This is a genomic window from Micromonospora noduli (assembly GCF_003264365.1).
GTDB lineage: Bacteria > Actinomycetota > Actinomycetes > Mycobacteriales > Micromonosporaceae > Micromonospora > Micromonospora noduli.
Genome location: NZ_PYAK01000013.1, coordinates 85,280 through 106,656, shown reverse-complemented (window position 1 = coordinate 106,656; position 21,377 = coordinate 85,280). Strand labels below are relative to the sequence as shown.

The following is a 21,377-nucleotide window of genomic DNA, read 5'->3' as shown; positions in this document are numbered from 1 at the left end:
CGTGTCGTCGGTCTACTGGGGATCGCCCCAGATTCTTACGGGGGAAGGCGTGTACGTGTCATTTTGGAAGAAGCCGGCTCTGGTGGCGGTTTCGGCGCTCACCGCGGTCGCTGTCTCCGCCTGCGGCGTGACGTCCGGCGCGTCCGAGGCGCCGAAGCCGCCCAGCGTCCTGGAGCTGCTGACCAGTGATCTCAAGGGTTCGCTGCTGAAGGCGGTCGAGGCCACCGACAAGACCGACTCGGTGACCGTGACGATGACGGGCACGATGGCCGGCGAGAAGATCTCGATGCAGGGTCTCCTGGACCTGGGCGACCCGCTCAAGGCCGAGATGAAGATGACCAACAGCAAGGGTGCCACGACCGTCCGGATGATCGGTGCCGTGATCTTCACCGAGATTCCAGCGGAAAACCGCGCGGGTACGGGTGGGAAGCGCTGGATGAAGATGGACCTGACCGGCCTGAGCGAGATGGCAGGCACGGACTTCACCAAGCAGTTCGAGAACGCCGACCCGGTCAAGCAGGTCAAGACGCTGCTCGCCATCGACGGCACGACGGTAGTCGGCCAGGAGACGGTGAATGGCGTACCGACGGTCCACTACACCGTCACCACTCCGGTGGCGACCTATCTCAAGCAGATCGACGCCATGCGCCGGGACGCCACCGAGCAGGCGCTGGCCACGCAGGGCATCAAGGAGCTGAAGATCGACCTGTGGGTCGACGAGCAGTACCGTCCGCGTCGGGCCGGCCTGTTCATGGGCAAGTTGGGCGACATGGTGATCGACTACACCGACTACGACAAGGCGGTGACCATCGAGACGCCGCCGCCGGCGGAGACCACCGACTTCGCCGAGATGCTCGAAGGCCTGCAGGGCCTGACCGCCAGCAACTGATCAGTTTCGTGTTGGGCGGGCTCGGCGTCATGCCGGGCCCGCCCGTTCCGTTCCGGTACCGCCGGTGCGCATGCCGAGCCGCTCGCCGGTTCGCGGTCACCACAGATCCGTGCGGTCAGGACGGTGCCCACGGTCCGCTGACGAACTGCCCGTTGCCGACGAACGGGCTGACGTTGGGCACGCAGCCGCCCAGGCCCATCGTCTGGGTCATCATGACCGGGGCCGGCTTGCCGCGACCGCCACACTTCATGTGGGCGAAGCCGAGGAAGTGACCGAACTCGTGATTGATCACGCCGGCGTGGTACTCGTCGATGCTGACCGGGTATCCCGGTGAGCCCTGGAGCCACCGCCGCAGGTTGATCATAATGGTCTTGCCGTACTTGCAGGAGTAGACACCCTCGGTGTCGACGCCGCTCGCGCCGCAGAGTCGGTCCACTGTCCTCGGTGTCGCGAGCCGCACGTCGACGTCCACCTTCGAGGTGCCGACCCGCTGGAAGGACCACGACGCCCGGGTCAGGTTCACCGCGGCGTTGGTGACCGGGTGCTGTGCGGACGTGGCCCATCCGTTCGGTGCGGCCAACACCTGCTCGATGCTCGCGGCGAACCGGTCCGGCTTCCAGGCGGGGATGTCACCCCAGGCGATGCCCTTCTCCACCGAGACGCTGTAGCGCACCCGCTTCTTGCCCTTGCCGATCACGCGACCGTTGCCGGTGGCGGTGGTGAAGGTGCCGGCGGCCCTGGTGGGGATCTGCGCGTCGGTCGGGATCTCCGGAGTCGGGCTGGAGGTCGGCGTGTCGCCGGGGCTCGGCGCTGAACTCTGCGTACTCGGGCCGGAGCGTGGGACTTCGGCCTGCCCGGCCGCCGGTGTGGACAGGCCACAGGCGGCGGTCGTCAGCACCGCTGCCAACGAGATCGGCACGAGCAGCCGTCCGTTGATCCGCACGTCGGAACCTCCAGGAGCAGTCACGGGTGAGTGAGGAACACCGGAAGGCTACGTGACTGCCTGTAAGGAAACTGTCAGGATGATCGGTGCCGGCGCACGCGCAAGAGCGCATAGATCCGGCATTCAACACAGAAATGGGTCACCCTAGGTGAGCGCCGCAGTTGCTTTGAGCGAGGTCAGGTGGCCGCTACGACGTGGTCGATCACCAGGTGGGCGGCACCGGTGATGCCGAGGTCCTGGCCGGCGGCGACCCGTTCGATGAGCAGGGTCTGGGTGGCCAGCGGGAGGCATCGCTCGTAGAGGGTGGCCCGCATGCTGGCCAGCAGCGGCTCGCAGTCGGCGAGCCGACCACCGATGGCCACCACCTGCGGGTTGAAGAAGTTGACCACCACGGCCAGGATCTCGCCGACGGCGCGGCCGGCCTGCCGGGCGAGGGCGGTGGCCTGCCGGTCACCGTCGTCGATCAGGCGGATCACGCCGGTCAGGTCGGAGACCGGCACCCCCTGCTCCCGGAGCGCGGTGACCAGTGCGGCGCCGCTGGCCACCGCCTCCAGGCAACCGGCGTTGCCACAGGTGCAGGGTGGCGCGGGATCGGCCACCACCCGGCAGTGGCTGATGTCCCCGGCCGATCCCTGCGCGCCCCGGTGCAACCGTCCACTGGAGATCACACCGGAGCCGATTCCGGTGCCAGCCTTGATGTAGACGGCGTGGTCCAACTCGGAATGGGCGGTGCGGTGCGCGCCGAGCGCCATCAGGTTGGCGTCGTTGTCCACGATGACCGGCACGTCGACACGGCCGGCGCAGAACGCGGCGACGTCGAAGCCGTTCCAGCCGGGCATCCGCGACGGGCTGACGATCCGCCCGGTGGAGTGCTGGACCGGACCGGGGATCCCGATGCCGACACCGCGGAGCGCACCTGTGGCCGAGCCGCCGCGTGAGGCCGCCGGATCGCCGTCCACCAGCGTGGCGACCTCGTTGAGTAGCGCGCCGAGCACCACCTCCGGGCCGTCCTCGATGCGGACCGGCAGGGTGCGGGCCTGGACCACCCGTCCGGAGAGATCCAGTGCACCGACGCGGGCGTGGTGCGCGCCGAGGTCGATGGCGCCGACCACGGCGCCGCCGGTGGGCACGGCGAGTTGGCGGGGTCGCCGCCCACCCCGGGACTGCCCGGCGCCGGCTTCCTCCAGCAGCCCCTGGCTGATCAACGCCTCGACCCGCTGGGAGACCGTCGACGGGGAGAGCCCGGAGAGGCGGGACAGGTCGGCCCGACTGACGGCCGCACCGGTGGCCACCCAGCGCAGTAGCTCCCGGGGGCCGCCCCGGAGGGCATCGCGTGGCGCGTCGTCAATCGTCACGTCAGCTTCTTAGCACCCGGAGTTTGTTCAAGCAACCGGTTGACTTAGTTTGCTGGCTACCTTTAGATGGCGCTGTTGGTTCGATATGAAGCTGACTTAGTTTTGTGGTCGAAGGAAGTGAGGCCGTCTGGTGGCACCGGAGACGACGGGTGCGAACCGACCGATGGTGTCGGTACGCGGCCTGAACAAGTGGTTCGGTCCGCTGCACGTGCTCAAGGACATCGACCTCACGGTGGCCGCCGGCGAGGTGGTCGTCGTGGTGGGGCCCTCCGGCTCCGGCAAGTCGACACTGTGCCGCTGCCTCAACCGGCTGGAGACCGCCGGGGAGGGCAGCATCGAGATCGACGGTGAGCCGCTGCCCTCCGAGGGCCGCGCGCTGGCCCGGCTGCGCGCCGATGTCGGCATGGTCTTCCAGTCCTTCAACCTCTTCGGCCACAAGACGGTGCTGGACAACATCACCCTCGGCCCCACCCGGGTCCGCCGGATCCCTCGACCCGAGGCGCGGCAGCAGGCGATGGCCCTGCTGGAGCGCGTCGGTATCGCCGACAAGGCGGACCACCACCCGGCCCAACTCTCCGGCGGGCAGCAGCAGCGGGCCGCGATCGCCCGGGCCCTGGCGATGCAACCGAAGGTGCTGCTCTTCGACGAGCCGACCTCGGCCCTCGACCCGGAAATGGTCAACGAGGTGCTCGACGTGATGGTCTCTCTTGCCGCCGAGGGGATGACCATGATCGTGGTGACCCACGAGATGGGCTTCGCCCGTCGCGCAGCCGACCGGGTGGTCTTCATGGACGACGGCCGGATCGTCGAATCCGGCGCACCCGACGACTTCTTCGCAGCTCCGCGCACCGAGCGGGCCCGCGACTTCCTATCCAAGATCCTCCAGCACTAGCCCCCAACGGGAGGGTGTCATGTCAATCCTCAAGATGAGCTTCACCGGGCGGCGGTCGCTCGCCCTCACCGCCACCGCGGTGGCGGTGGCCCTCGCCGCCGCCGGCTGCGGCGGTGACAGCGGCGGCAGCGCTCCGACGCTGCCCGGCAACCCCGGCCTGGGCGGCGACGGTGTGGTCGCCCAGTCGGTGTACGACGCCGCTCCGGTGGCCACCGACGCGGACATCCCGGCCGGTTCGACGATGGAGGCGATCCGCAAGCGCGGCTACCTGAACATCGGCGGATCCCTGGACGCGCCGCTGCTGGCCCAGCAGAACCCGGTCAGCGGCACCATCGAGGGCTTCGACGCCGACATGGCGAAGTTGCTGGCGAAGTACATCATCGGCAAGCCCGAGGTGAAGACGACGACCATCGGCACCCAGACCCGGGAGGCCATGCTCCAGGCCAAGTCGGTGGACGCGGTCTTCCAGACGTACACGATCACCCCGCAGCGGGCCACCCAGGTCGCCTTCGCCGGGCCGTACCTCACCTCCGGCCTCGCCGTCGGGGTCCGCAAGGACGACACCTCGATCAAGAGCGTCAAGGACCTCGCCGGCAAGACCGTGATCGTCGGGGCGAACACCCCCGCCGTCACCGCGCTGCCCTCCGCCGCGCCCGGCTCGAAGCAGATCGCCTTCGGCACCGACCCGCAGGCGTTGCAGGCGCTGCTGCAGAAGCGCGGCGACGCGTACGTGCAGGACTTCACGCTGCTCGCCTCGGGCGCCAAGGCGAACCCGGGGATGAAGGTGGTGGGCGAGCCGTTCACCACCGAGGCCTACGGCATCGGCCTCAACAAGGAGGACGCGCAGTTCAAGGAGTTCGTCAACAACTGGCTGAAGAAGATCCAGGCCGACGGCACGTGGGCGAAGGTCTGGGAAGGCACCCTCGGCTCGGTGGTGGAGGGTGGGGCGCCCACCCCGCCCGCCCTCGGTTCCGCCGACGGCTCCTGAGCAGCCTCTCGTACCGATGGAAGCCCTCACCGCCCACCTGAGCGAGCTTGGCCACGGCCTGGTCACGACGGTCGAACTGACCGTCGTGACCACCGTCGGGGCGATGCTGCTGGGCATCGTCGTGGCCACCCTGCGCATCGCCCCCGTCCCGCTGCTGCGCGCCATCGGCACCGCGTACGTGGAGGTGTTCCAGAACCTTCCCCTGCTGGCGCTACTGGTGCTCTTCGTGTTCGCGCTGCCGACCATCGGCATCACGTTCCCGCTGTTCACCTCCGCCGCGATCGTCATCGCGGTGTACGAGGGGGCATACCTGGCCGAGGCGATCCGCGCCGGGATCAACACTGTCGGTGTGGGCCAGGCTGAGGCAGCCCGAGCCATCGGGCTCACCTTCGGCCAGTCCCTGCGGCACGTGATCCTGCCGCAGGGACTCCGGGCGGTGATCCAGCCGATCGGCAACATCTGCATCGCGCTGCTGATGAACACCTCGCTGGCCGCCGCCGTCGGCGTGGTCGAGCTGACCCAGGCAGCCAACACCGTGAACCTGGTCGAGGCTCAACCGATCGCCGTGTTCACCGGCGCGGGCCTCGCCTACATGCTGCTGGCGCTGATCATCGGTCAGGTCACCGGCCTGCTCGAACGAAGGCTGGCGATCGTCCGATGAACAAGACGCAACAGATCCTCTTCGACGAGCCCGGCCCTCGCGCCCAGCGGCGGATCCGGATCGCCACCGTGCTGGGTGCCGTCCTCCTGGTCGGCGCCCTGGTCGCGGCCGTCTACCAGTTCGCCAGCCACGGCGAGTTGGCCGCCGCCCGGTGGGAACCGTTCACCACCTGGCCCATCTGGCGGTACCTGCTCAACGGCCTCTGGGCAACGGTGCGCGCCGCCGCCGCGACCGCGGTGCTCAGCGCCGCGCTCGGGCTGCTTTTGGCGCTCGGCCGGCTGTCGACGCACCGCCCGCTGCGCTGGCTGGCCGGCGCGTACGTGGAGATCTTCCGGACCGTCCCCACCCTGCTGCTGATCTACGTGACGCTGTTCGCGCTGCCGCAGTACGGGCTGAACTTCCCGCTGTTCTGGAAGCTCGTGGTGCCGCTGGTGGTCTCCAACTCGGCGGCGTTCGCGGAGATCTTCCGGTCCGGCATCCTGGCGCTGGACCGCGGGCAGACCGAGGCCGGCCTCGCGGTCGGGCTGCGCCGCGGGCAGGTGATGGCACTGGTGGTCCTGCCGCAGGCACTGCTGCAACTCGCCCCGTCCCTGGTCAGCCAGCTGGTCGGGCTACTCAAGGACACCTCGCTCGGCTTCGTGGTCAGCTACACCGAGCTGCTCTACAGCGGGCAGGTGCTCTCCTCGTACACCCACCTGCTGATCCAGACGTTCCTGGTGGTGGCGCTGATCTACCTGGTGGTCAACGCCTCGCTGTCGAAGTTCGCCCGCGTACTCCAGGCCCGCAACGGCCGCTTCGGAGGCCGGCGCGGACGGCGGACCGCCGAACTGCCCCCGCCACTCCTCGAAGGGAACACCCCCCGGTGACCATCTTCCGCTACGCCGAACTGGCCCGGGTCGTGCGCAACGGCTTCGTCGAGAGCCGGCACTACGGCAGCGTCGTGGTGCTCGCCCCGGACGGGACTGTCGCCCTCGCCGCCGGCGTACCCGACGAGCCGGTGCTGCCCCGGTCCACCCTCAAGCCGGTGCAGGCACTGGCCTGCCGGATCGCGGCCGGCGACGAACTGACCGGCCCGGCGCTGGCCCTCGCCGCCGGCAGCCACACCGGCGACGACCGGCACGTCGAGGTGGTTCGGGCGATGCTGGCCGGGGCCGGCCTGACCGAGGACGCGCTCGGCTGCCCGGTGGACTGGCCGGAGGACGAACCGACCCGGGACCGGCTGATCCGCGCCGGCGGACAGCGCGACCGGATCCGGATGAACTGCTCCGGCAAGCACGCCGCGATGCTCGTCGCCTGCGTCGCCCGGTCCTGGAGCACCCACGACTACCTCGACCCCGACCACCCGCTCCAGCGGGAAACCGCCGCCGCCGTCGCCCGGCTGGCCGGCACGCCGATCGCGCACCACGCGGTCGACGGCTGCGGGGCGCCGTTGTTCGGCTTGTCGCTGACCGGCCTGGCCCGCACCTTCCAGGCGTTGGTCACCGCGCCCGCCGGCAGCGACGAGGCGCTGGTCGCGCAGGCCATGCGCCAGCACCCGGAGTACGTCGGCGGCTGGAACGGGCACCCGAACACCGACCTGATGCGGGCCCTCCCCGGCTTCCTCGCCAAGGGCGGGGCCGAGGGCGTGCTCGCGGTGGCCGCACCGGACGGTCACGCGGTGGCGGTGAAGGCGATCGACGGTTCGCCCCGAGCCACCACCGCCATCGCCCTCGCCGCCCTCGACGCCGTGGGCGTACCGGTGGGTGGGGCCGACGCGCTGCGCCAGGTGCCGGTGCTCGGCGGCGGCGTACCAGTTGGTGCCGTCACGGCCGTCATCGACTGGACCACAGCATCGTCTCGGACCGAAGCGGCATCGCCTCGCACGGAAAAGGAAGAATCATGAACACATTCGAGATCTGCATCGACAGCGTCGAGGGAGCGGTCGCCGCCGAGGAGGCCGGCGCCGACCGGGTGGAGTTGTGCTCCGCTCTCTTCGACGGCGGGCTGACCCCCAGCCTGGGCACCATCGAGACGACAGTGCGCGCGGTCAGCCGGATCCGGGTACACGTGATCGTCCGTCCCCGGGCCGGCGACTTCATCTACTCGCCGTTCGAGATCGAGGCCATGGAGCGGGACGTGCGGGCCGCGGTGGCGGCCGGCGCGCAGGGCATCGTGATCGGCGCGTTGACCGCCGAGGGTGACGTCGACGTGCCGACCACCCGCCGGCTGATCGCCGCCGCGGGCGACGCCAGCATCACCTTCCACCGGGCGTTCGACATGACCCGGGACCCGCACGCGGCGCTGGAGCAGCTGGTCGAGCTGGGTGTGCACCGGGTGCTCACCTCGGGTCAGGAGGTCAGCGTGCTGGAGGGCGCTCCGCTCATCGCCGACCTGGTGCGCCGGGCCGCCGGCCGGATTGTCATCATGCCGGGCGGTGGCATCACCCCGCGCAACATCGCCCGGATCGTCGAGGCGACCGGTGCCGACGAGTACCACTTCGCGGCCCTGGTCAGCTCGGACAGCCCGGCCGTGCACCGCAACCCGGCGCCGCTGATGGGTGGCAGCCTGAACCGACCCGAGTACGAGCGTTCGGGCACCTCGGGCGCCCTGGTCGGCCAGGTGCTCGCCGCCGCCCGCGCCTGACCGGCAGCGCGTTCTGACGAGCGGTGGACCTGGAGGAGTCACCTTCAGGCCCACCGCTCGTGTCACGCGCCTCCCGACCGTTACGGCCGGTCAGATGGGCTGCCTGCCACGGGAAGCGCGGTCCCGCGGGCGTACCGGATCGCGGCCGGGGTGTCCTGGAAGACCAGCCCCTCGCGGCGTAGGTCGTCAGCGACTCCGAGTGTGGCCAGCACCTGGTCGTGGGCGGGGGTGATGCCGGAGAGCAGGACGGTGATCCCGCGTCCGCGTAGCCGCCGGATCGCATCGCCGAGGACATGCGCACCGGTGGCGTCCATGGTGGTCACCCGGGACATCCGCAGGATGACGACCCGGACGTCGGTGACCTCGGAGAGTTCGAGCAGGAAGGTGTGGGCCGCAGCGAAGAAGAGCGGCCCGTCCAGCCGGTACGCGACGATGTGTTCGGTGAGCAGCGCGTACTCCTCGGCGCTGTGTTCGCCTGGGTCGAGGGGCACCTGTTCCAGCCGGGCGCTGCGGGCCACCGCGCGCAGGGCGAGCAGCACGGCGACGCCGACGCCGACCGCGACGGCGGTGACGAGGTCCCAGATCACGGTGACGGCGAAGGTGAGCACCAGAACGACCGCGTCACCCCGGGTGGCCCTGGCCAGCGCCCACAGCGAGCCGGCCTCCACCATGCGGACGGTGGTGGCCAGCAGCACCCCGGCCAGGGCGGCGAGCGGGATCCGGCCGACCAACGGCGCGGCGGCCAGCACGATCGCCGCGAGGGCGACGGCGTGGGTGAGGGCAGCCAACTTCGACGCCGCCCCGGCGCGGACGTTGACAGCGGTCCGGGCGATGGCGGCGGTCGCTGGGATGCCGCCGAAGAGGGGGGCGGCGAGGTTGGCCATCCCCTGACCGAACAGCTCCCGGTCCGGGTCGTGCCGCTCGCCGACGGTCATGCCATCGGCGACGGTGGCGGAGAGCAGGCTCTCCAGGGCGGCGAGCGCGGCGACGGCGAGGGCGCTGGGAAGCAGCACACCCAGTGCGCCGAGGTCGAGGAAGCTGAGCGAGGGCGCGGGCAGACCCTGCGGCAGCGCGCCGATCCGGACCAGGTCGACCGGGATGACCTCGGCGAGGACGGTGGCGGCCCCCACGCCGAGCAGCGAGAACGGCAGGCCGGGTCGCCACCGGGCACCCAGCAGCATCAGTGCCGCGACGGCGAGGGCCACCGCGAGCGCGGCCGGCCGCGGGTGTACGACGAAACGAGCGACCGCGTCGAAGGCGACGGCCCAGACCTTCTCCCCGTGCGCGTCGCTGACGCCGAGAGCGGCGGGCACCTGTTGCAGCGCGATGACCACGGCGATGCCGGCGGTGAAACCCTCCAGCACCGGGGTGGGCAGGTAGCGGACGTACCGGCCCAGGCGGGCCACGGCGAGCGCGATCAGCACCACGCCGGCCATCGCCCCGACCATGAGCACGCCGGTGGCTCCGAACTGCTGCACCACCGGCACCAGCACCACGGTCATCGCCCCGGTCGGCCCGGAGACCTGGAGGTTGGAGCCTCCGAAGACAGCGGCCACCGCACCGGCGATCACGGCAGTGATCAACCCGGCCTGGGCGCCCAGCCCGGAGGTGACGCCGAACGCCAGGGCCAACGGCAGCGCCACCACCGCCACGGTGAGTCCGGCCAGCAGGTCCCGGCGCGGTGAGCGGTGGACCGCCGCCCAGTCGGCCCGGCCGGGCAGCAGCCCGAGGAGCCGCTCTCGGACCACCGGGATGGCGGCGCTCACCTGTCCGCGCCGGTGGCGCGCAGCTCCCCGAGGAGGCCGTCCCGGTCGGTGAGGACCGCGCCGAGGATCCGGCGCCCGGCGGCCAGCAGGTCGGCCACGTCCGGGGTGCTGAGCGCGTACATGACGAGGGGACCGTCACGGTGTGAGGTGACCATTCCGGCGCGGCGCAGCACTGCGAGTTGCTGGGAGAGGTTGGAGGCCTCGACCTCGATGACGGCGAGCAGGTCGCGGACCGGCTTCGGGCCGTCCTGGAGCAGTTCGAGGACCCGGATGCGCACCGGGTGCCCGAGGGTGCGGAAGAGTTCCGCCTTCGCCTGGTACAGCGGGACCGACATGAGCACCTCTTCCGATCGATGCGAAGACTTTAGCACTTGAAGAAGTCTTCAATCATTGGCCGGGTCGGCGCAGTGGTCCGCACGTCGTCAATGAGGGCCCCTCCGCCGACAAGGGTGTGGCGAAAGGGCCCGCCCGCTCAGATGTCGTTGACGCAGCGCAGCACCGGACGGCTGGTCAGCGCCGCCGGGTCCAGCGCGGCGTCGGCGCGCACGGTGAAGGTCGCCGACTCGCCCGGCAGGAGGGTGACCAGGGCTTTGTCCACCTCCGCCGAGGCATCGAGGCGGTCCGGGAAGAGCGTCAGGTCGCGCAGCACCGTGCGGGCCGTGACCCGGACCCGCTGCCCGCCGTCGACCGGCTCGACCGTCGCGTCCCAGGCCGCCGCCGGCCAGTCCACCTCCCGGTCCTCGGCGAAGAACCACAGGGCGCGCTCCGCGGTGCCACCGGCCTCCGCGACCAGCACCTCGCGCCGGGCATCCTCCGACCGTGCCAGGTCCGTCGGCAGCGCCAGCACCACCGAGGAGTACGCCGGGACGTCGAGGTCGACCGAGGTCTTCGCCCTCGGCTCCCCGGTGAGCGTGAACCGGGTGACCGCTGCCGTCGCGGTCCATGCCTCGGCAGTCTCGTTGACCGCGACCAGGGCCAGGCCGCCGTCGCGGGGTTGCACGGTGAGCAGCCGGTCGGCGTAGGCGTGGCGCAGCGCGTACCACAGGGGTTTGCGGCGGCCGTCGCCGTCGACTGCCGACCAGGAGGTCACCGGCCAGCAGTCGTTGAGCTGCCAGACGATGGTGCCCGCGCAGACGTCCCGGTGGGAGCGGAAGTGTTCCACGCCGAGCTGGATCGCCCGGGCCTGGTTGAGCTGCGTCAGGTAGTGCCAGTCGTCGAAGTCCGCCGGGGCGGGCAGGTGCGCGTCGAGGCCCCGCTGGAGCTTGGCGTCACCGCCGGCCGCCTTCTGGTGGTGCGCCATGCCCGGTGAGTCGTGGGCCAGGGGTTCGTCGCTCAACGCCCGGCGCAGCGTGGCGTACGCCGGTGGGGCCTGGTAGCCGAACTCGGCCACGAAGCGCGGCACGTACTCCCGGTACCTGGTGTAGTCGTCGGTGTTCCACACGTCCCAGATGTGGGTGGTGCCGTGCGCCGGGTCATTGGGGTGGATCGACTCCGTGCCCGACCAGGGGCTGCCCGGCCAGTACGGGCGGGTCGGGTCCAGCTCGCCGACGATCCGGGGCAGCACGTCGAGGTAGTAGCCGCGCCCCCAGGTGCGCCCGGCGAGGGCCTGCTGCCAGTCCCAGTCGTGCCAGCCCCAGATGTTCTCGTTGTTGCCGGTCCAGAGCACCAGCGACGGGTACGGCGCGAGCCGGGTCACCTGCTCGGCGGCCTCGGCTGCCACCTCGGTGCCGAACGGTTCCTCCTCCGGGTACGCGGCGCAGGCGAACAGGAAGTCCTGCTGGACGAGGAGACCGCGCTCGTCGGCCAGGTCGTAGAAGTCCGCCGACTCGTACCGACCGCCGCCCCAGACCCGCAGCAGGTTGACGTTGGCCGCGACAGCCTGGTCGAAGCGCTCGGCCAGCCGGGCCCGGGTGATCCGGGTGGGGAACACGTCGTCCGGGATCCAGTTGACCCCGCGGACGAAGACCGGGACGTCGTTGACCGACAACGCGAACGGGGTGCCGTGCTCGTCGGGTGTGGTGTCCAGCCGCACCGAGCGGAAGCCGATCCGGTGCGACCAGCTGTCCAGCGTGTCGCCGTCCGGTGCGTGCAGAGTCACCTCGATCGGGTGGCGGGCCTGCTCGCCGTACCCCCGGGGCCACCACAGCGCGGGTTCGCGGACGGTGAGGGTCAGCACGGCCGTGCGTTGCCCGGCCGGGACGACCACCTCGGCGCGGACGCCGGCCACGGCGGCGCGGACGGTCAGCGGGACGTCCGCGACCCGCTCGACCTCGACGTGCACCTCGACCCGGCCGTCGCGACCGTCCATGGTGACCAGTGGACGGACGGTGGCCAGTCGGGCGGTCGACCAGGCGTGCAGGCTGATCTCCTGCCAGATGCCGGCGGTGACCAGGGTCGGCCCCCAGTCCCAGCCGAAGTTGCAGGCCATCTTGCGGATGAAGTGGAACGGCTCCGGGTAGGCGTTCGGCCGGTCGCCGAGCCGTTCCTGCTGCGCCTCGGCGTAGCGGTACGCGGAGTCGAACGTGACCACCAGGTCGTTGTCCCCGTCGCGCAGCAGCGGTCGGACGTCGAACCGGTAGCCGCGGTGCATGTTCGCGGTGCGGCCGACCTCCACACCGTTGACTGTGAGCGTGGCGACGGTGTCCAGGCCGGCGCAGACCAGGTCGACGCGCTCGTCGTCGCCCGCCCGGTGGACGAAGGTGGACTGGTAGACCCAGTCGGTGCGCCCGATCCAGGCCACCGCCCGCTCGTTGTCGTCGAGGTAGGGGTCGGGGATCAACCCGGCGTCGAGCAGATCGGTGTGCACGCAGCCCGGCACTGTCGCCGGTGCGGACCGGCCGGCGACCTCCTCGGGCACCTGTGCTCCGGGGGCCGCTCGCACTGTCCAACCGTCGTAGAGTGCCTGTCGGCTCACGATTTCACCGCACCTTCCCGCATCGAAAGATGCCGTACTGAACCGGATAAGCTGAGCTACGGTACGGTCCGGAATCCGGGCTGTCAACGGCCAGAGAGCGAAGGAGCACGCCGGTGAAGCGGCCGACCATCGCCGACGTCGCCCGACGCGCCGGGGTGTCCAAGGGCGCCGTGTCGTACGCGCTGAACGGGCAGCCCGGCGTCTCCGAGGCCACCCGGCAGCGCATCCTGGCCATCGCCACGGAGATCGGTTTCAGCCGCAGCAGCGCCGCCCGCGCCCTCTCGGCCGCCACCGCCGGGGCGATCGGCCTGGCCCTGTGCCGACCGGCGCGAACCCTTGGCGTCGAGCCGTTCTTCATGGCGCTGATCAGTGGCGTCGAGGCCGAGCTCTCCGCCCGCTCGTATGCGCTGACCCTCCAGGTGGTGGCCGACCCGGACGCCGAGATCGCTGTCTACCGGCGCTGGTGGGGCGAACGACGGGTGGACGGGGTGCTCGTCTGCGACCTGCGCACCGACGACCGTCGCATCCCGGCACTCGAACAGCTGCAACTGCCGGCGGTGGTGATCGGTGGCCCCGGCGGCACCGGTGAGCTGGCGAGTGTCTGGTCCGACGACGCCGCCGCGCTGACCGAGACGGTGGAGTACCTGGCCGCGCTCGGGCATCGGCGGATCGCGCGGGTCGCCGGCCTGCCCGACCTACGGCACACCGAGATCCGCACCGACGCCTTCGCGGCGGTCTGCCAGCGGCTCGGCCTGGTCGACGCGGTCACCGTCTGGTCCGACTACACCGGCGAGGAGGGCGGCCGGGCCACCCGCCGGTTGCTCAGTTCGGCTGGCCGGCCCACAGCGGTCATCTACGACAACGACGTGATGGCCATCGCCGGGCTCTCCGTCGCCCAGGAGATGGGCCTGACCGTGCCCGGCGATCTGTCCATCGTGGCCTGGGACGACTCGCCGCTGTGCCGGCTGGTGCACCCGCCGCTGACCGCGCTGGGCCGGGACATCCCGGCGTACGGCGCGCACGCCGCCAGGCAACTGCTCGCCGTCGTCGCCGGGCAACCGGCCGGGCGGGTGCAGGACGAGACGCCTCACCTCACGCCGCGCGGCAGCACCGCACCGCCCCGGGGGAGATGAACCGGTTCAGCGAGATGCTGAGGGAAACTCCTCGAAGTACGCCTCGACCCGCTCGGCCGTCGCCGGCCGGGCCAGCGCGAACCCCTGCCCGTACCGGCAGCCACCCCGGCGCGCCCCCTCGACCTGGGTCGACGACTCCAACTCCTCGGCGACGATCTCAACGCCCAGCCGCTCGCCCACGTTGACCACCACGTCGATCAGCGGCGGTTGCCCGTCCGGCCGTGCGCCCACCAACTCCGGGCCCACCTTGAGCAGGTCGATCGGCAGACGGCGAAGCTGGGCCAGCGAGGCGTGCTCGGCCCGGAAGTCGTCCAACGCGGTGCGTACGCCCAGCGACCGGAGCCCGGCCAGCCGAGCCACCACCGTCGACAGATCACCGGCGACCCTCGGCTCGCTCACCTCCACCACCAGCCGCTCCGGTGGCACCCCGTACGCGGCCAGCACGGCCGCGAGCCGCTGGACGAAGTCGGGAGTGGTCAGCTCCCGGGTGGTGACGTTGACCGCCATCCACAGCTCCCGGACACCCACCGACCAGTCGGACAACTGCCGGCAGGCCCGGTCCAGCACCCACCACTCCAACTCGCCGACCAGGTCCAGGTCCTCGGCGACCGGCAGCAACTCGGCCGGGAGCACAGTGCCGAGCACCGGGCTGCGCCACCGCAGCAGCGCCTCCGCGCCCACCGGCTGCCCGTCGGCCAGGTCGACCACCGGCTGGTAGACGAGGTCCAGCTCGCCGCGCGCCACCGCACCGGGCAGCTCGCGCTCCAGGTCGAGCCGGCGCACCAGCTGTTCCTCCAGGAACGCGTCGTACCACTCCACCCTGTCCCGGCCCAGCTGCACGGCCCGTCGTCTCGCCAGCTCGGCCTGCCGGAGCACGTCCGCCGGCCCGGCGCCGCTCACCTCGGCCAACCCGATGCTCGTCTGCACGCGCAGCATCGCACCGGCCAGCCGGTAGGGCGGACTGAGCGCGCTCAACAGTCGGGTGCCCAGCGCGTACGCCAGCACCGGCCCGGCGGCGGTGACCACCGCGAAGCCGGTACCCGTGCACCCGGTGACCAGATCGTCGGGGGCGATGACCGCGCGAGCGCGGTGCACCGCCTCGGCCAGCACGTCCTCCCGGGCCGTCGGGCCGAACCCCTCGGTGCCGTGCAAATCCACCAGCAGCAGCGCGCCGGCCGGCGCCGGAACGTCGCCGATCGCGGCCAGGGCGTCCAGCAGGCTGGCCCGGTCACCGGGGCTCGCCGCCGCGGGTCGCCGGTTGAGCCCCGACCACGCGGAACTGTGGTCAGGCGACCACGTCGCGCCGGCACCCAGCGCGGGCGCCGCGCCCTCCGGGACGCCGAGGGCCCGCTCGGGCGGCGGCTCCGGCGTGCCCGGCCAGCGGACCGGGGCCGCACGGCGGTGCCGCAGCGAACGGCCGGCCGGTCGCCGATGAGCGGCCCGCCGAACGGACGTGGACCCGTCACCGGCGCGCAGCAGCTCGCGCAGCACCAGGGGCGGCACTGCCGCCAGGGCCAACAGCACGCTCGTCCGATCCGGCGAGCGGCCGGCTCCCAGGTGCAGACCCGATGCCAGCAGCAGCACCGCCGCGGGGAGCACCGACCGGGGCCAGGCCGCAGCCACCGGCTCCACCGACTCCCCGTCGTCCGCCGCATCCGCCGCGCCGACCGCGACGAGCAACATCCCGAACACCAGCGGTGGTACGGCCAGCAGGGCCACCCGGCCAGCCGGCGCGGACGGCAACGTGGCCAGCAGCACCAGCCCGCCCACTGTGAGCAGGACGCCGCCCCGGCAGAGCGACGCACCCGAGCGCCGACGTGGCCCCGCGAACGCGTTCAACGCGGCCATGCTCAACCCGCCGAGCGTCAACGCGGCGACCAGCCGAGCCCTGACCGGCAGGCCGTCGGAGGGCAGCAGCAACCAGCCGGCGAGGGCCAGACCGAGGGCCGGGCCGGTCGACTCGACCAGCCACCGCAACCGGACCGGGGCCGCCGGCTGCGACCGGCCGGGGAGCCGGTACAGACCGGCCGTCGAGAGGGCCGCCACGACCAGCGACCCGATCAGCACGGCGAGGGTGTGCCCGATGCCGGCCAGGGGCAGCACGACGGCGGTGAGACCCGCCGCCACCACCGCCGCGTCGAGTAGCACCCCCGCCGCACGCGGTGTCGGATCGGTGCCGCGTCGGGAGGCCAGCCGGGACAGTCGCAGCCCGGCGAGCGTGGCGCCGGCGCCGGCGGCCAGCGCGATCACCACCGAGGGCGGGACCAGGTCGACGGAACCGGCGAGGAGGAGCAGCGCCACCGCCACGGACGTGGCGGCCTCCGGTGCCGCACGGCGGGGGACGAGGACGCGGAACGGGTACGCGAGGAGCACGGCGGTCGCCTTCGTGAGGGGGCACGGGGGCGGTGCGGCGGTGCGGGACATCGGACGTTGCGAGTCCGCTACCCACGATTGGCAACGATGGACGGCCGAATTGGTTACTTGCCGGTCACTCAGGGGAGACAACGACCTGTGTCACTGTACGGCGTACCGCACGCTGCCGGCACCGCCCGCCGCGAGCCGAAACAACCCGGAGTGGGATCATCGGAGGGTGAGTAAGCCCGACACGGTCCGCTTCCGGTACAACCAAGCCATCCTGGTGGCCGCGATCATCGCCTTCGTCGGCGCCCTGCCGCTGGCCAACGCCCGGAACTACCTGCTGCCGGTGCTGCTCGTCCCGCTCGCCGTCGCGGTGTGGGCCTGGCGGGCCGGCACCGACGCCGACGCGCGGGAGCTGCGCATCCGGGCGCTGGTCGGGCAGCGTCGGATCGAGTGGGACCAGGTCCTCGAGCTGACCACCGACCAGCGCGGGCGCGCGGTGGCCCGGCTCGACGACGGCCGCCAGGTTGTCCTGCCGGCCGTCCGTGGGGCGGATCTGCCCCAACTGGTCGCGGCGACCGGCCAGCCGCTGCCGGACGCTCCGGCGGACACCCCCGGTCAGTAGCCGTCGACCACCGTGTTGATCAGCGGTTGCCCGGCGGCGAACCGGCGGACCTGATCGCCCACCAGCCGGTAGGCCCGTGGCAACAACCCGCGCACCGACCCGCCGACGTGCGGGGTGAGCAGCACGTTCGGCATGACCCAGAGCGGGGAGTCAGCGGGCAGCGGCTCGGGGTCGGTGACGTCCAACGCCGCCGAGATCCGACCGGTGCCCAGCTCGGCGACGAGCGCCTCGGTGTGCGCCACCGGGCCCCGGGCGGCGTTGACCAGCAGCGCCCCGTCCGGCATCGCGGCCAGGAACGCCTTGTCGATCAGGCCACGGGTCTGGTCGGTGAGCGGCACCAGCACCACCACCACGTCCGCGTCGGGCAGCAGTCGGGGTAGCTCCTCGACGGCGTGCACCCCCTGCTCCGGGCGGGCCGTCCTGGCGACCAGGGTGAAGCTGACGTCGAACGGGGCGAGCCGGTCGCGCACCGCAGCGCCGATCGAGCCGGCGCCGATGATGAGCACCCGCTTACCGGTCAGCTCGTCGGTCGGGGTGTTCTCCGCGAACGTCCAGCGCCGCTCGGCCTGCGCGCGGACGAACGCCGGGAACGCCCGCAGCTGGGTGAGGATCGCGGTGACCACCCACTCGGCGGTGGACGGGTCGTGCACGCCCCGAGCATCGCAGAGCGTCACAGCCGGCGGTGTCCGGCCGGCCCAGGCGTCCGCCCCGGCGGAGAGCAACTGCACCACGGCCAGGTCGGGCAGCTCCCGCAGCACGGCCGTCGCGTCCGAGCCACCCAGGAACGGCGGCACCCAGAAGCGGACGTCGGCCGCCTCGGACGGCATCCGGTCGGTGTGCTCGAAGACCTCCACTGTCACGTCCGCGGGCAGATCACCCAGGAGGTTCAGGCCGGCCTGGTGCGGAATCCATACCTTCACGTCCGCCGACGATAGTCCCCGCCGCCGCTGCCGGTGCAGGCACGGCGGTGAACCGGCGTGCCGGGGGATGGCGCGTGGAGCCGGGGCGGGCGAGACTCAGCACACCGAGGTTCAACCCGGACCCGCGCGAGGTATAAGGAAGGGTCGGAGGGCCGTCCGCCTCCGCCCGGCAGACAGGTGCACGATGACCGACGGCTCCCCCGCCTCGCCCCGGCGTCCCATCGCGCCACCTTCGGTGCTCGGCGACCCGGAGCGGCTGCGCGCGCTCGCCGACACCGGGCTCGACGCCGCCCCGGACGAGGCGTTGGACCGGTTCGCCCGGCTGGTCAGTGACCTGCTGGACGTGCCGGTCGCGCTGGTCTCCCTGGTCTCCGCCGACCGGCAGTTCTTCCCCGGCGCGGTCGGGTTGCCGGAGCCCTGGTCGGAGCGTCGGCAGACCCCGCTGAGCCACTCGTTCTGTCAGCACGTAGTGGACATCGAGGTGCCGATGGTGCTGCCGGACGCCCGGCTCTACCCCCGCGTCCGGGACAACCTGGCCATCGACGACCTCGGCGTGGTCGCGTACGCCGGGATGCCGCTGACCGACCTCTCCGGCCGGGTGCTCGGTTCGCTCTGCGCCATCGACAGCAAGCCCCGCGCCTGGACGGCCGCGCAGCTGCGGACCCTGGCCGACCTGGCCGCCGCCTGCTCGTCGGAGCTGCGGCTGCGGATCGCGCTCGACGGCGCGCAGGAGGCCCGGCGGCGGGTGGTGCAGGCTCACGGGCGGCTGGAACTGCTGGCCGGGGTGAGTGAGACGCTGGCCGGCACCCTGGACGTGGGAACCGCGCTGCGTCGGCTCGCCGCCACCATGGTGCCGCTGCTCGCCGACTGGTGCCTGCTCACCCTGATCGGGCCGACCGGCCTGCCCCGCGAGGTGGTCTCGGTGCACCGGGACCCGGCCCGCGCGGCGGACGTCGACCGCTTCGGCGATCTGCTGCGCACCGGGCTGAGCCCGGAGTCGATGGTCCGGGCGGTCCTGCGGACCGGCCAGCCCCGGCTCGGCAGCGTGGCGTCCCTGGCCGACGTGACGAGGGGCACCACGCACCCGGAGATGGCGACGATCGCCGCCCGGCTGGGCATCGCCTCCTACCTGAGCGTGCCGGTGCGGGGCGTCGGCGGCACGGTGCTGGGGGCGATCACCCTCGTCAACGGCGGCCAACGTCAGCAGTTCGACGACCGGGACCTGCTCACCGCTGTCGACATCGGCCGTCGGGCCGGCCAGGCCGTCGGCAACAGCTCGATGTACGGCGAGCAACGGCACGTGGCAGAGGTCCTGCAACACAGCATGCTGCCCCGGCTGCCGGTGGTGGCGGAGCTGGAGTTGGCGGCCCGCTACCAGCCGGCGGCCGACCGGGTCGAGGTGGGCGGTGACTGGTACGACGCCTTCGTGCAGCCCGACGGCGACGTGATCGCTGCGATCGGAGACGTGGCCGGGCACGACATCGAGGCGGCGGCGACCATGGGCCAGCTGCGCAACCTGGTGCGGGGCAACGCCTTCGGCCGACCGGACGCGGTCGGGTCACTGATGAGCAACCTGGACGGCGCGATCCGTGGCCTGCGGCTGCCGATCGCCGCCACCGCGACGCTGGTACGGATCTGTCCGCAGCGCGCCGGTGTGCACGAGGTGACCTGGTCCAACGCCGGGCACCCGCCGGCCCTGGTGGTCCGGGTCGGCGGGGCGGTGGAGGCCCTGGAGGCGACGCCGGAGCCGCTGCTCGGCCTGGCCCGCCCGTCACCCCGGAGCAGTCAGTCGACCATCCTGGCCACCGGCGACACCCTGCTGCTCTACACCGATGGGCTGATCGAACGACGGGACCGCTCCATCGACGAGGGGTTAACCGAGCTGGTGGGTCGGCTGACCGGCACCGACACGCTGCCCCTCGACGACCTGTGCGACCTGCTGCTCGCCTCGATCCGACACCGGGAGGACGACACCGCGCTGCTGGCCGTACGGGCTCGGTGAGTGGTCCACTGGCGATCATCCGGGCGGGTCAATCGGCACCCGTTGCATCTCGACGGGCCCGGCCGGGTCGCGCGGCGGGCTACCCTGGGCCGGGTGAACGCCCGTCCCCCGTACCCTCGCATCCACCGCCTCCGGGTGGCCCTCGCGGCGTCCTGCGCGGCGCTGCTGTTGACCGCCGGTTGCAGCTTCGGCGAGCCGGAGCCAGACCCGGCCGGCGAACCGCCCAACCTGCCGACCCCGTCCGCGTCGGCGAGCCCCGGCGGTGCCGGCCAGCAGGCGGTGGCGACAGTGCTCGCCAAGGGTCTGCGGGTGCCGTGGGCGATCGCCTTCCTGCCGGACGGCGGTGCGTTGGTCACCGAGCGGGACAACGGCCGGATCCTCCAGGTCGGGCCCGAGTCCGGGCCGGACGGGCTGCGGGTCCGCCCGGTGCAGACGATCCCCGACGTGGCGGCGGCGGGCGAGGGTGGCCTGCTCGGCATCGCCGTCTCCCCCGACTACGCCCGGGACCGGACGGTGTTCGTCTACTACACCGCCGAGCGGGACAACCGGGTCGCCCGGCTGCAACTCGGCGGGCAGCCCACCCCGATCCTCACCGGCATCCCCAAAGCCAATGTGCACAACGGTGGTGGGCTGGGCTTCGGCCCGGACAAGCAGCTCTACGTCAGCACAGGCGACGCCGGTCAGCGCCCTCTCTCCCAGGACGTGAAGAGCCTCGGCGGCAAGATCCTCCGGATCACCCCGGACGGCAAGCCCGCCGCCGGCAATCCGTACCCCAACTCCCCGGTGTGGTCCCTGGGGCACCGCAACGTCCAGGGTCTCGCCTGGGACGCCGCGAAGCGGATGTACGCCGTCGAGTTCGGCCAGAACACCTGGGACGAGATCAACCAGATCACCAAGGGCGGCAACTACGGGTGGCCGGAGGTCGAGGGCCAGGCCGGCGACAAGCGGTTCACCGACCCGATCGCGCAGTGGGCGACGTCGGACGCGTCCTGCTCCGGTCTGGCCGCCACGGACCGGCTGCTGGTCACCGGCTGTCTGCGCGGCAAGCGCCTCTGGGTGATGGAGCTGACCGACACCGGCACCCTGCTCGGTCAGCCCAGTGAGCTGCTCACCAACCGCTACGGTCGGCTGCGTGCGGTGGCCGCGGCACCGGACGGGTCGCTCTGGGTCAGCACCTCCAACCACGACGGCCGGGGCGACCCTGCGGGCGACGATGACCGGCTCCTGCGGGTGGTCTTCGCGGGTGGTGACGGCGGACGCAGCTGATTGCGTCACCATCCGTTCAGGTTTGCCAAGATCTTCCGACGGG

The 21,377-nt window shown here is 72.1% G+C and carries 18 protein-coding genes; 11 read left to right on the top strand and 7 right to left on the bottom strand.

What is annotated here, in order from left to right:
- Window position 1 precedes the first annotated feature (1 nt).
- Complete coding sequence (locus GUI43_RS13395) at window positions 2-889, top strand: SCO4651 family lipoprotein (protein WP_249037736.1); 888 nt, start codon at window positions 2-4, stop codon at window positions 887-889.
- A gap of 115 nt (window positions 890-1,004) precedes the next feature.
- On the opposite strand, the gene GUI43_RS13390 is transcribed toward GUI43_RS13395, so the two are convergent.
- Both GUI43_RS13390 and GUI43_RS13385 read right to left on the bottom strand, forming a co-directional pair.
- Window positions 1,005-1,832, bottom strand: a complete 828-nt coding sequence (locus GUI43_RS13390) for a DUF3152 domain-containing protein (protein WP_170158724.1) — start codon at window positions 1,830-1,832, stop codon at window positions 1,005-1,007.
- 176 nt (window positions 1,833-2,008) lie between these two features.
- Window positions 2,009-3,187 (bottom strand): ROK family transcriptional regulator, encoded by a 1,179-nt coding sequence (locus GUI43_RS13385; RefSeq protein WP_211326683.1) that lies wholly within the window; start codon window positions 3,185-3,187, stop codon window positions 2,009-2,011.
- A gap of 163 nt (window positions 3,188-3,350) precedes the next feature.
- Here GUI43_RS13385 and GUI43_RS13380 point away from each other — a divergent pair, with 163 nt between their 5' ends.
- The 6 genes from GUI43_RS13380 to GUI43_RS13355 are packed head-to-tail and all read left to right on the top strand — an operon-like array spanning window position 3,351 to window position 8,350.
- Window positions 3,351-4,079: an amino acid ABC transporter ATP-binding protein gene (locus tag GUI43_RS13380; RefSeq protein ID WP_112582483.1), complete on the top strand. Its 729-nt coding sequence runs from the start codon at window positions 3,351-3,353 to the stop codon at window positions 4,077-4,079.
- A gap of 19 nt (window positions 4,080-4,098) precedes the next feature.
- On the top strand, window positions 4,099-5,067 hold the full coding sequence (locus GUI43_RS13375; RefSeq protein ID WP_208646673.1) for a glutamate ABC transporter substrate-binding protein: 969 nt from the start codon (window positions 4,099-4,101) through the stop codon (window positions 5,065-5,067).
- A 16-nt stretch (window positions 5,068-5,083) separates the two neighbouring features.
- On the top strand, window positions 5,084-5,728 hold the full coding sequence (locus GUI43_RS13370; RefSeq protein ID WP_112582064.1) for an amino acid ABC transporter permease: 645 nt from the start codon (window positions 5,084-5,086) through the stop codon (window positions 5,726-5,728).
- The gene (locus GUI43_RS13365; protein ID WP_112604387.1) at window positions 5,725-6,594 is read left to right on the top strand and encodes an amino acid ABC transporter permease; all 870 of its coding nucleotides are present in this window, start codon (window positions 5,725-5,727) and stop codon (window positions 6,592-6,594) included. Before GUI43_RS13370 ends, GUI43_RS13365 begins: the two co-directional genes overlap by 4 nt.
- On the top strand, window positions 6,591-7,610 hold the full coding sequence (locus GUI43_RS13360) for an asparaginase (RefSeq protein WP_112582067.1): 1,020 nt from the start codon (window positions 6,591-6,593) through the stop codon (window positions 7,608-7,610). Before GUI43_RS13365 ends, GUI43_RS13360 begins: the two co-directional genes overlap by 4 nt.
- Window positions 7,607-8,350 (top strand): copper homeostasis protein CutC, encoded by a 744-nt coding sequence (locus tag GUI43_RS13355; RefSeq protein ID WP_112604391.1) that lies wholly within the window; start codon window positions 7,607-7,609, stop codon window positions 8,348-8,350. Before GUI43_RS13360 ends, GUI43_RS13355 begins: the two co-directional genes overlap by 4 nt.
- 80 nt (window positions 8,351-8,430) lie before the next feature.
- Here the strand turns inward: GUI43_RS13355 and GUI43_RS13350 are convergent, their stop codons facing one another.
- The 3 genes from GUI43_RS13350 to GUI43_RS13340 all read right to left on the bottom strand — a co-directional run bounded on the left by GUI43_RS13350 (window position 8,431) and on the right by GUI43_RS13340 (window position 13,030).
- The gene (locus tag GUI43_RS13350; protein WP_112604393.1) at window positions 8,431-10,116 is read right to left on the bottom strand and encodes a SulP family inorganic anion transporter; all 1,686 of its coding nucleotides are present in this window, start codon (window positions 10,114-10,116) and stop codon (window positions 8,431-8,433) included.
- Entirely contained in the window at window positions 10,113-10,451 is a 339-nt protein-coding gene (locus GUI43_RS13345) for an ArsR/SmtB family transcription factor (protein WP_112604395.1), read from the bottom strand. Before GUI43_RS13345 ends, GUI43_RS13350 begins: the two co-directional genes overlap by 4 nt.
- Before the next feature lie 137 nt (window positions 10,452-10,588).
- Window positions 10,589-13,030, bottom strand: coding sequence for a glycoside hydrolase family 2 protein (locus tag GUI43_RS13340; protein WP_112604397.1), 2,442 nt, complete (start codon window positions 13,028-13,030; stop codon window positions 10,589-10,591).
- 113 nt (window positions 13,031-13,143) lie between these two features.
- Between GUI43_RS13340 and GUI43_RS13335 the strand changes: the two genes are divergently transcribed.
- Complete coding sequence (locus tag GUI43_RS13335; protein WP_112582074.1) at window positions 13,144-14,163, top strand: LacI family DNA-binding transcriptional regulator; 1,020 nt, start codon at window positions 13,144-13,146, stop codon at window positions 14,161-14,163.
- Between the two features lie 6 nt (window positions 14,164-14,169).
- Here GUI43_RS13335 and GUI43_RS13330 read toward each other — a convergent pair whose 3' ends face one another.
- Complete coding sequence (locus GUI43_RS13330) at window positions 14,170-16,536, bottom strand: EAL domain-containing protein (protein WP_112698923.1); 2,367 nt, start codon at window positions 16,534-16,536, stop codon at window positions 14,170-14,172.
- A gap of 217 nt (window positions 16,537-16,753) precedes the next feature.
- Between GUI43_RS13330 and GUI43_RS13325 the strand changes: the two genes are divergently transcribed.
- On the top strand, window positions 16,754-17,146 hold the full coding sequence (locus GUI43_RS13325; RefSeq protein WP_112698911.1) for a PH domain-containing protein: 393 nt from the start codon (window positions 16,754-16,756) through the stop codon (window positions 17,144-17,146).
- On the opposite strand, the gene GUI43_RS13320 is transcribed toward GUI43_RS13325, so the two are convergent.
- Complete coding sequence (locus tag GUI43_RS13320; RefSeq protein WP_112604399.1) at window positions 17,140-18,066, bottom strand: 2-hydroxyacid dehydrogenase; 927 nt, start codon at window positions 18,064-18,066, stop codon at window positions 17,140-17,142. The genes GUI43_RS13325 and GUI43_RS13320 overlap by 7 nt on opposite strands.
- A 184-nt stretch (window positions 18,067-18,250) precedes the next feature.
- Here GUI43_RS13320 and GUI43_RS13315 point away from each other — a divergent pair, with 184 nt between their 5' ends.
- Together GUI43_RS13315 and GUI43_RS13310 are read left to right on the top strand one after the other, a co-directional pair.
- Window positions 18,251-20,068, top strand: a complete 1,818-nt coding sequence (locus GUI43_RS13315) for a SpoIIE family protein phosphatase (protein ID WP_112604401.1) — start codon at window positions 18,251-18,253, stop codon at window positions 20,066-20,068.
- A 93-nt stretch (window positions 20,069-20,161) separates the two neighbouring features.
- Window positions 20,162-21,334 carry a PQQ-dependent sugar dehydrogenase gene (locus GUI43_RS13310; protein ID WP_112582486.1) on the top strand — a complete coding sequence of 391 codons (1,173 nt, stop codon included), beginning with the start codon at window positions 20,162-20,164 and terminating at the stop codon, window positions 21,332-21,334.
- Window positions 21,335-21,377 lie beyond the last annotated feature (43 nt).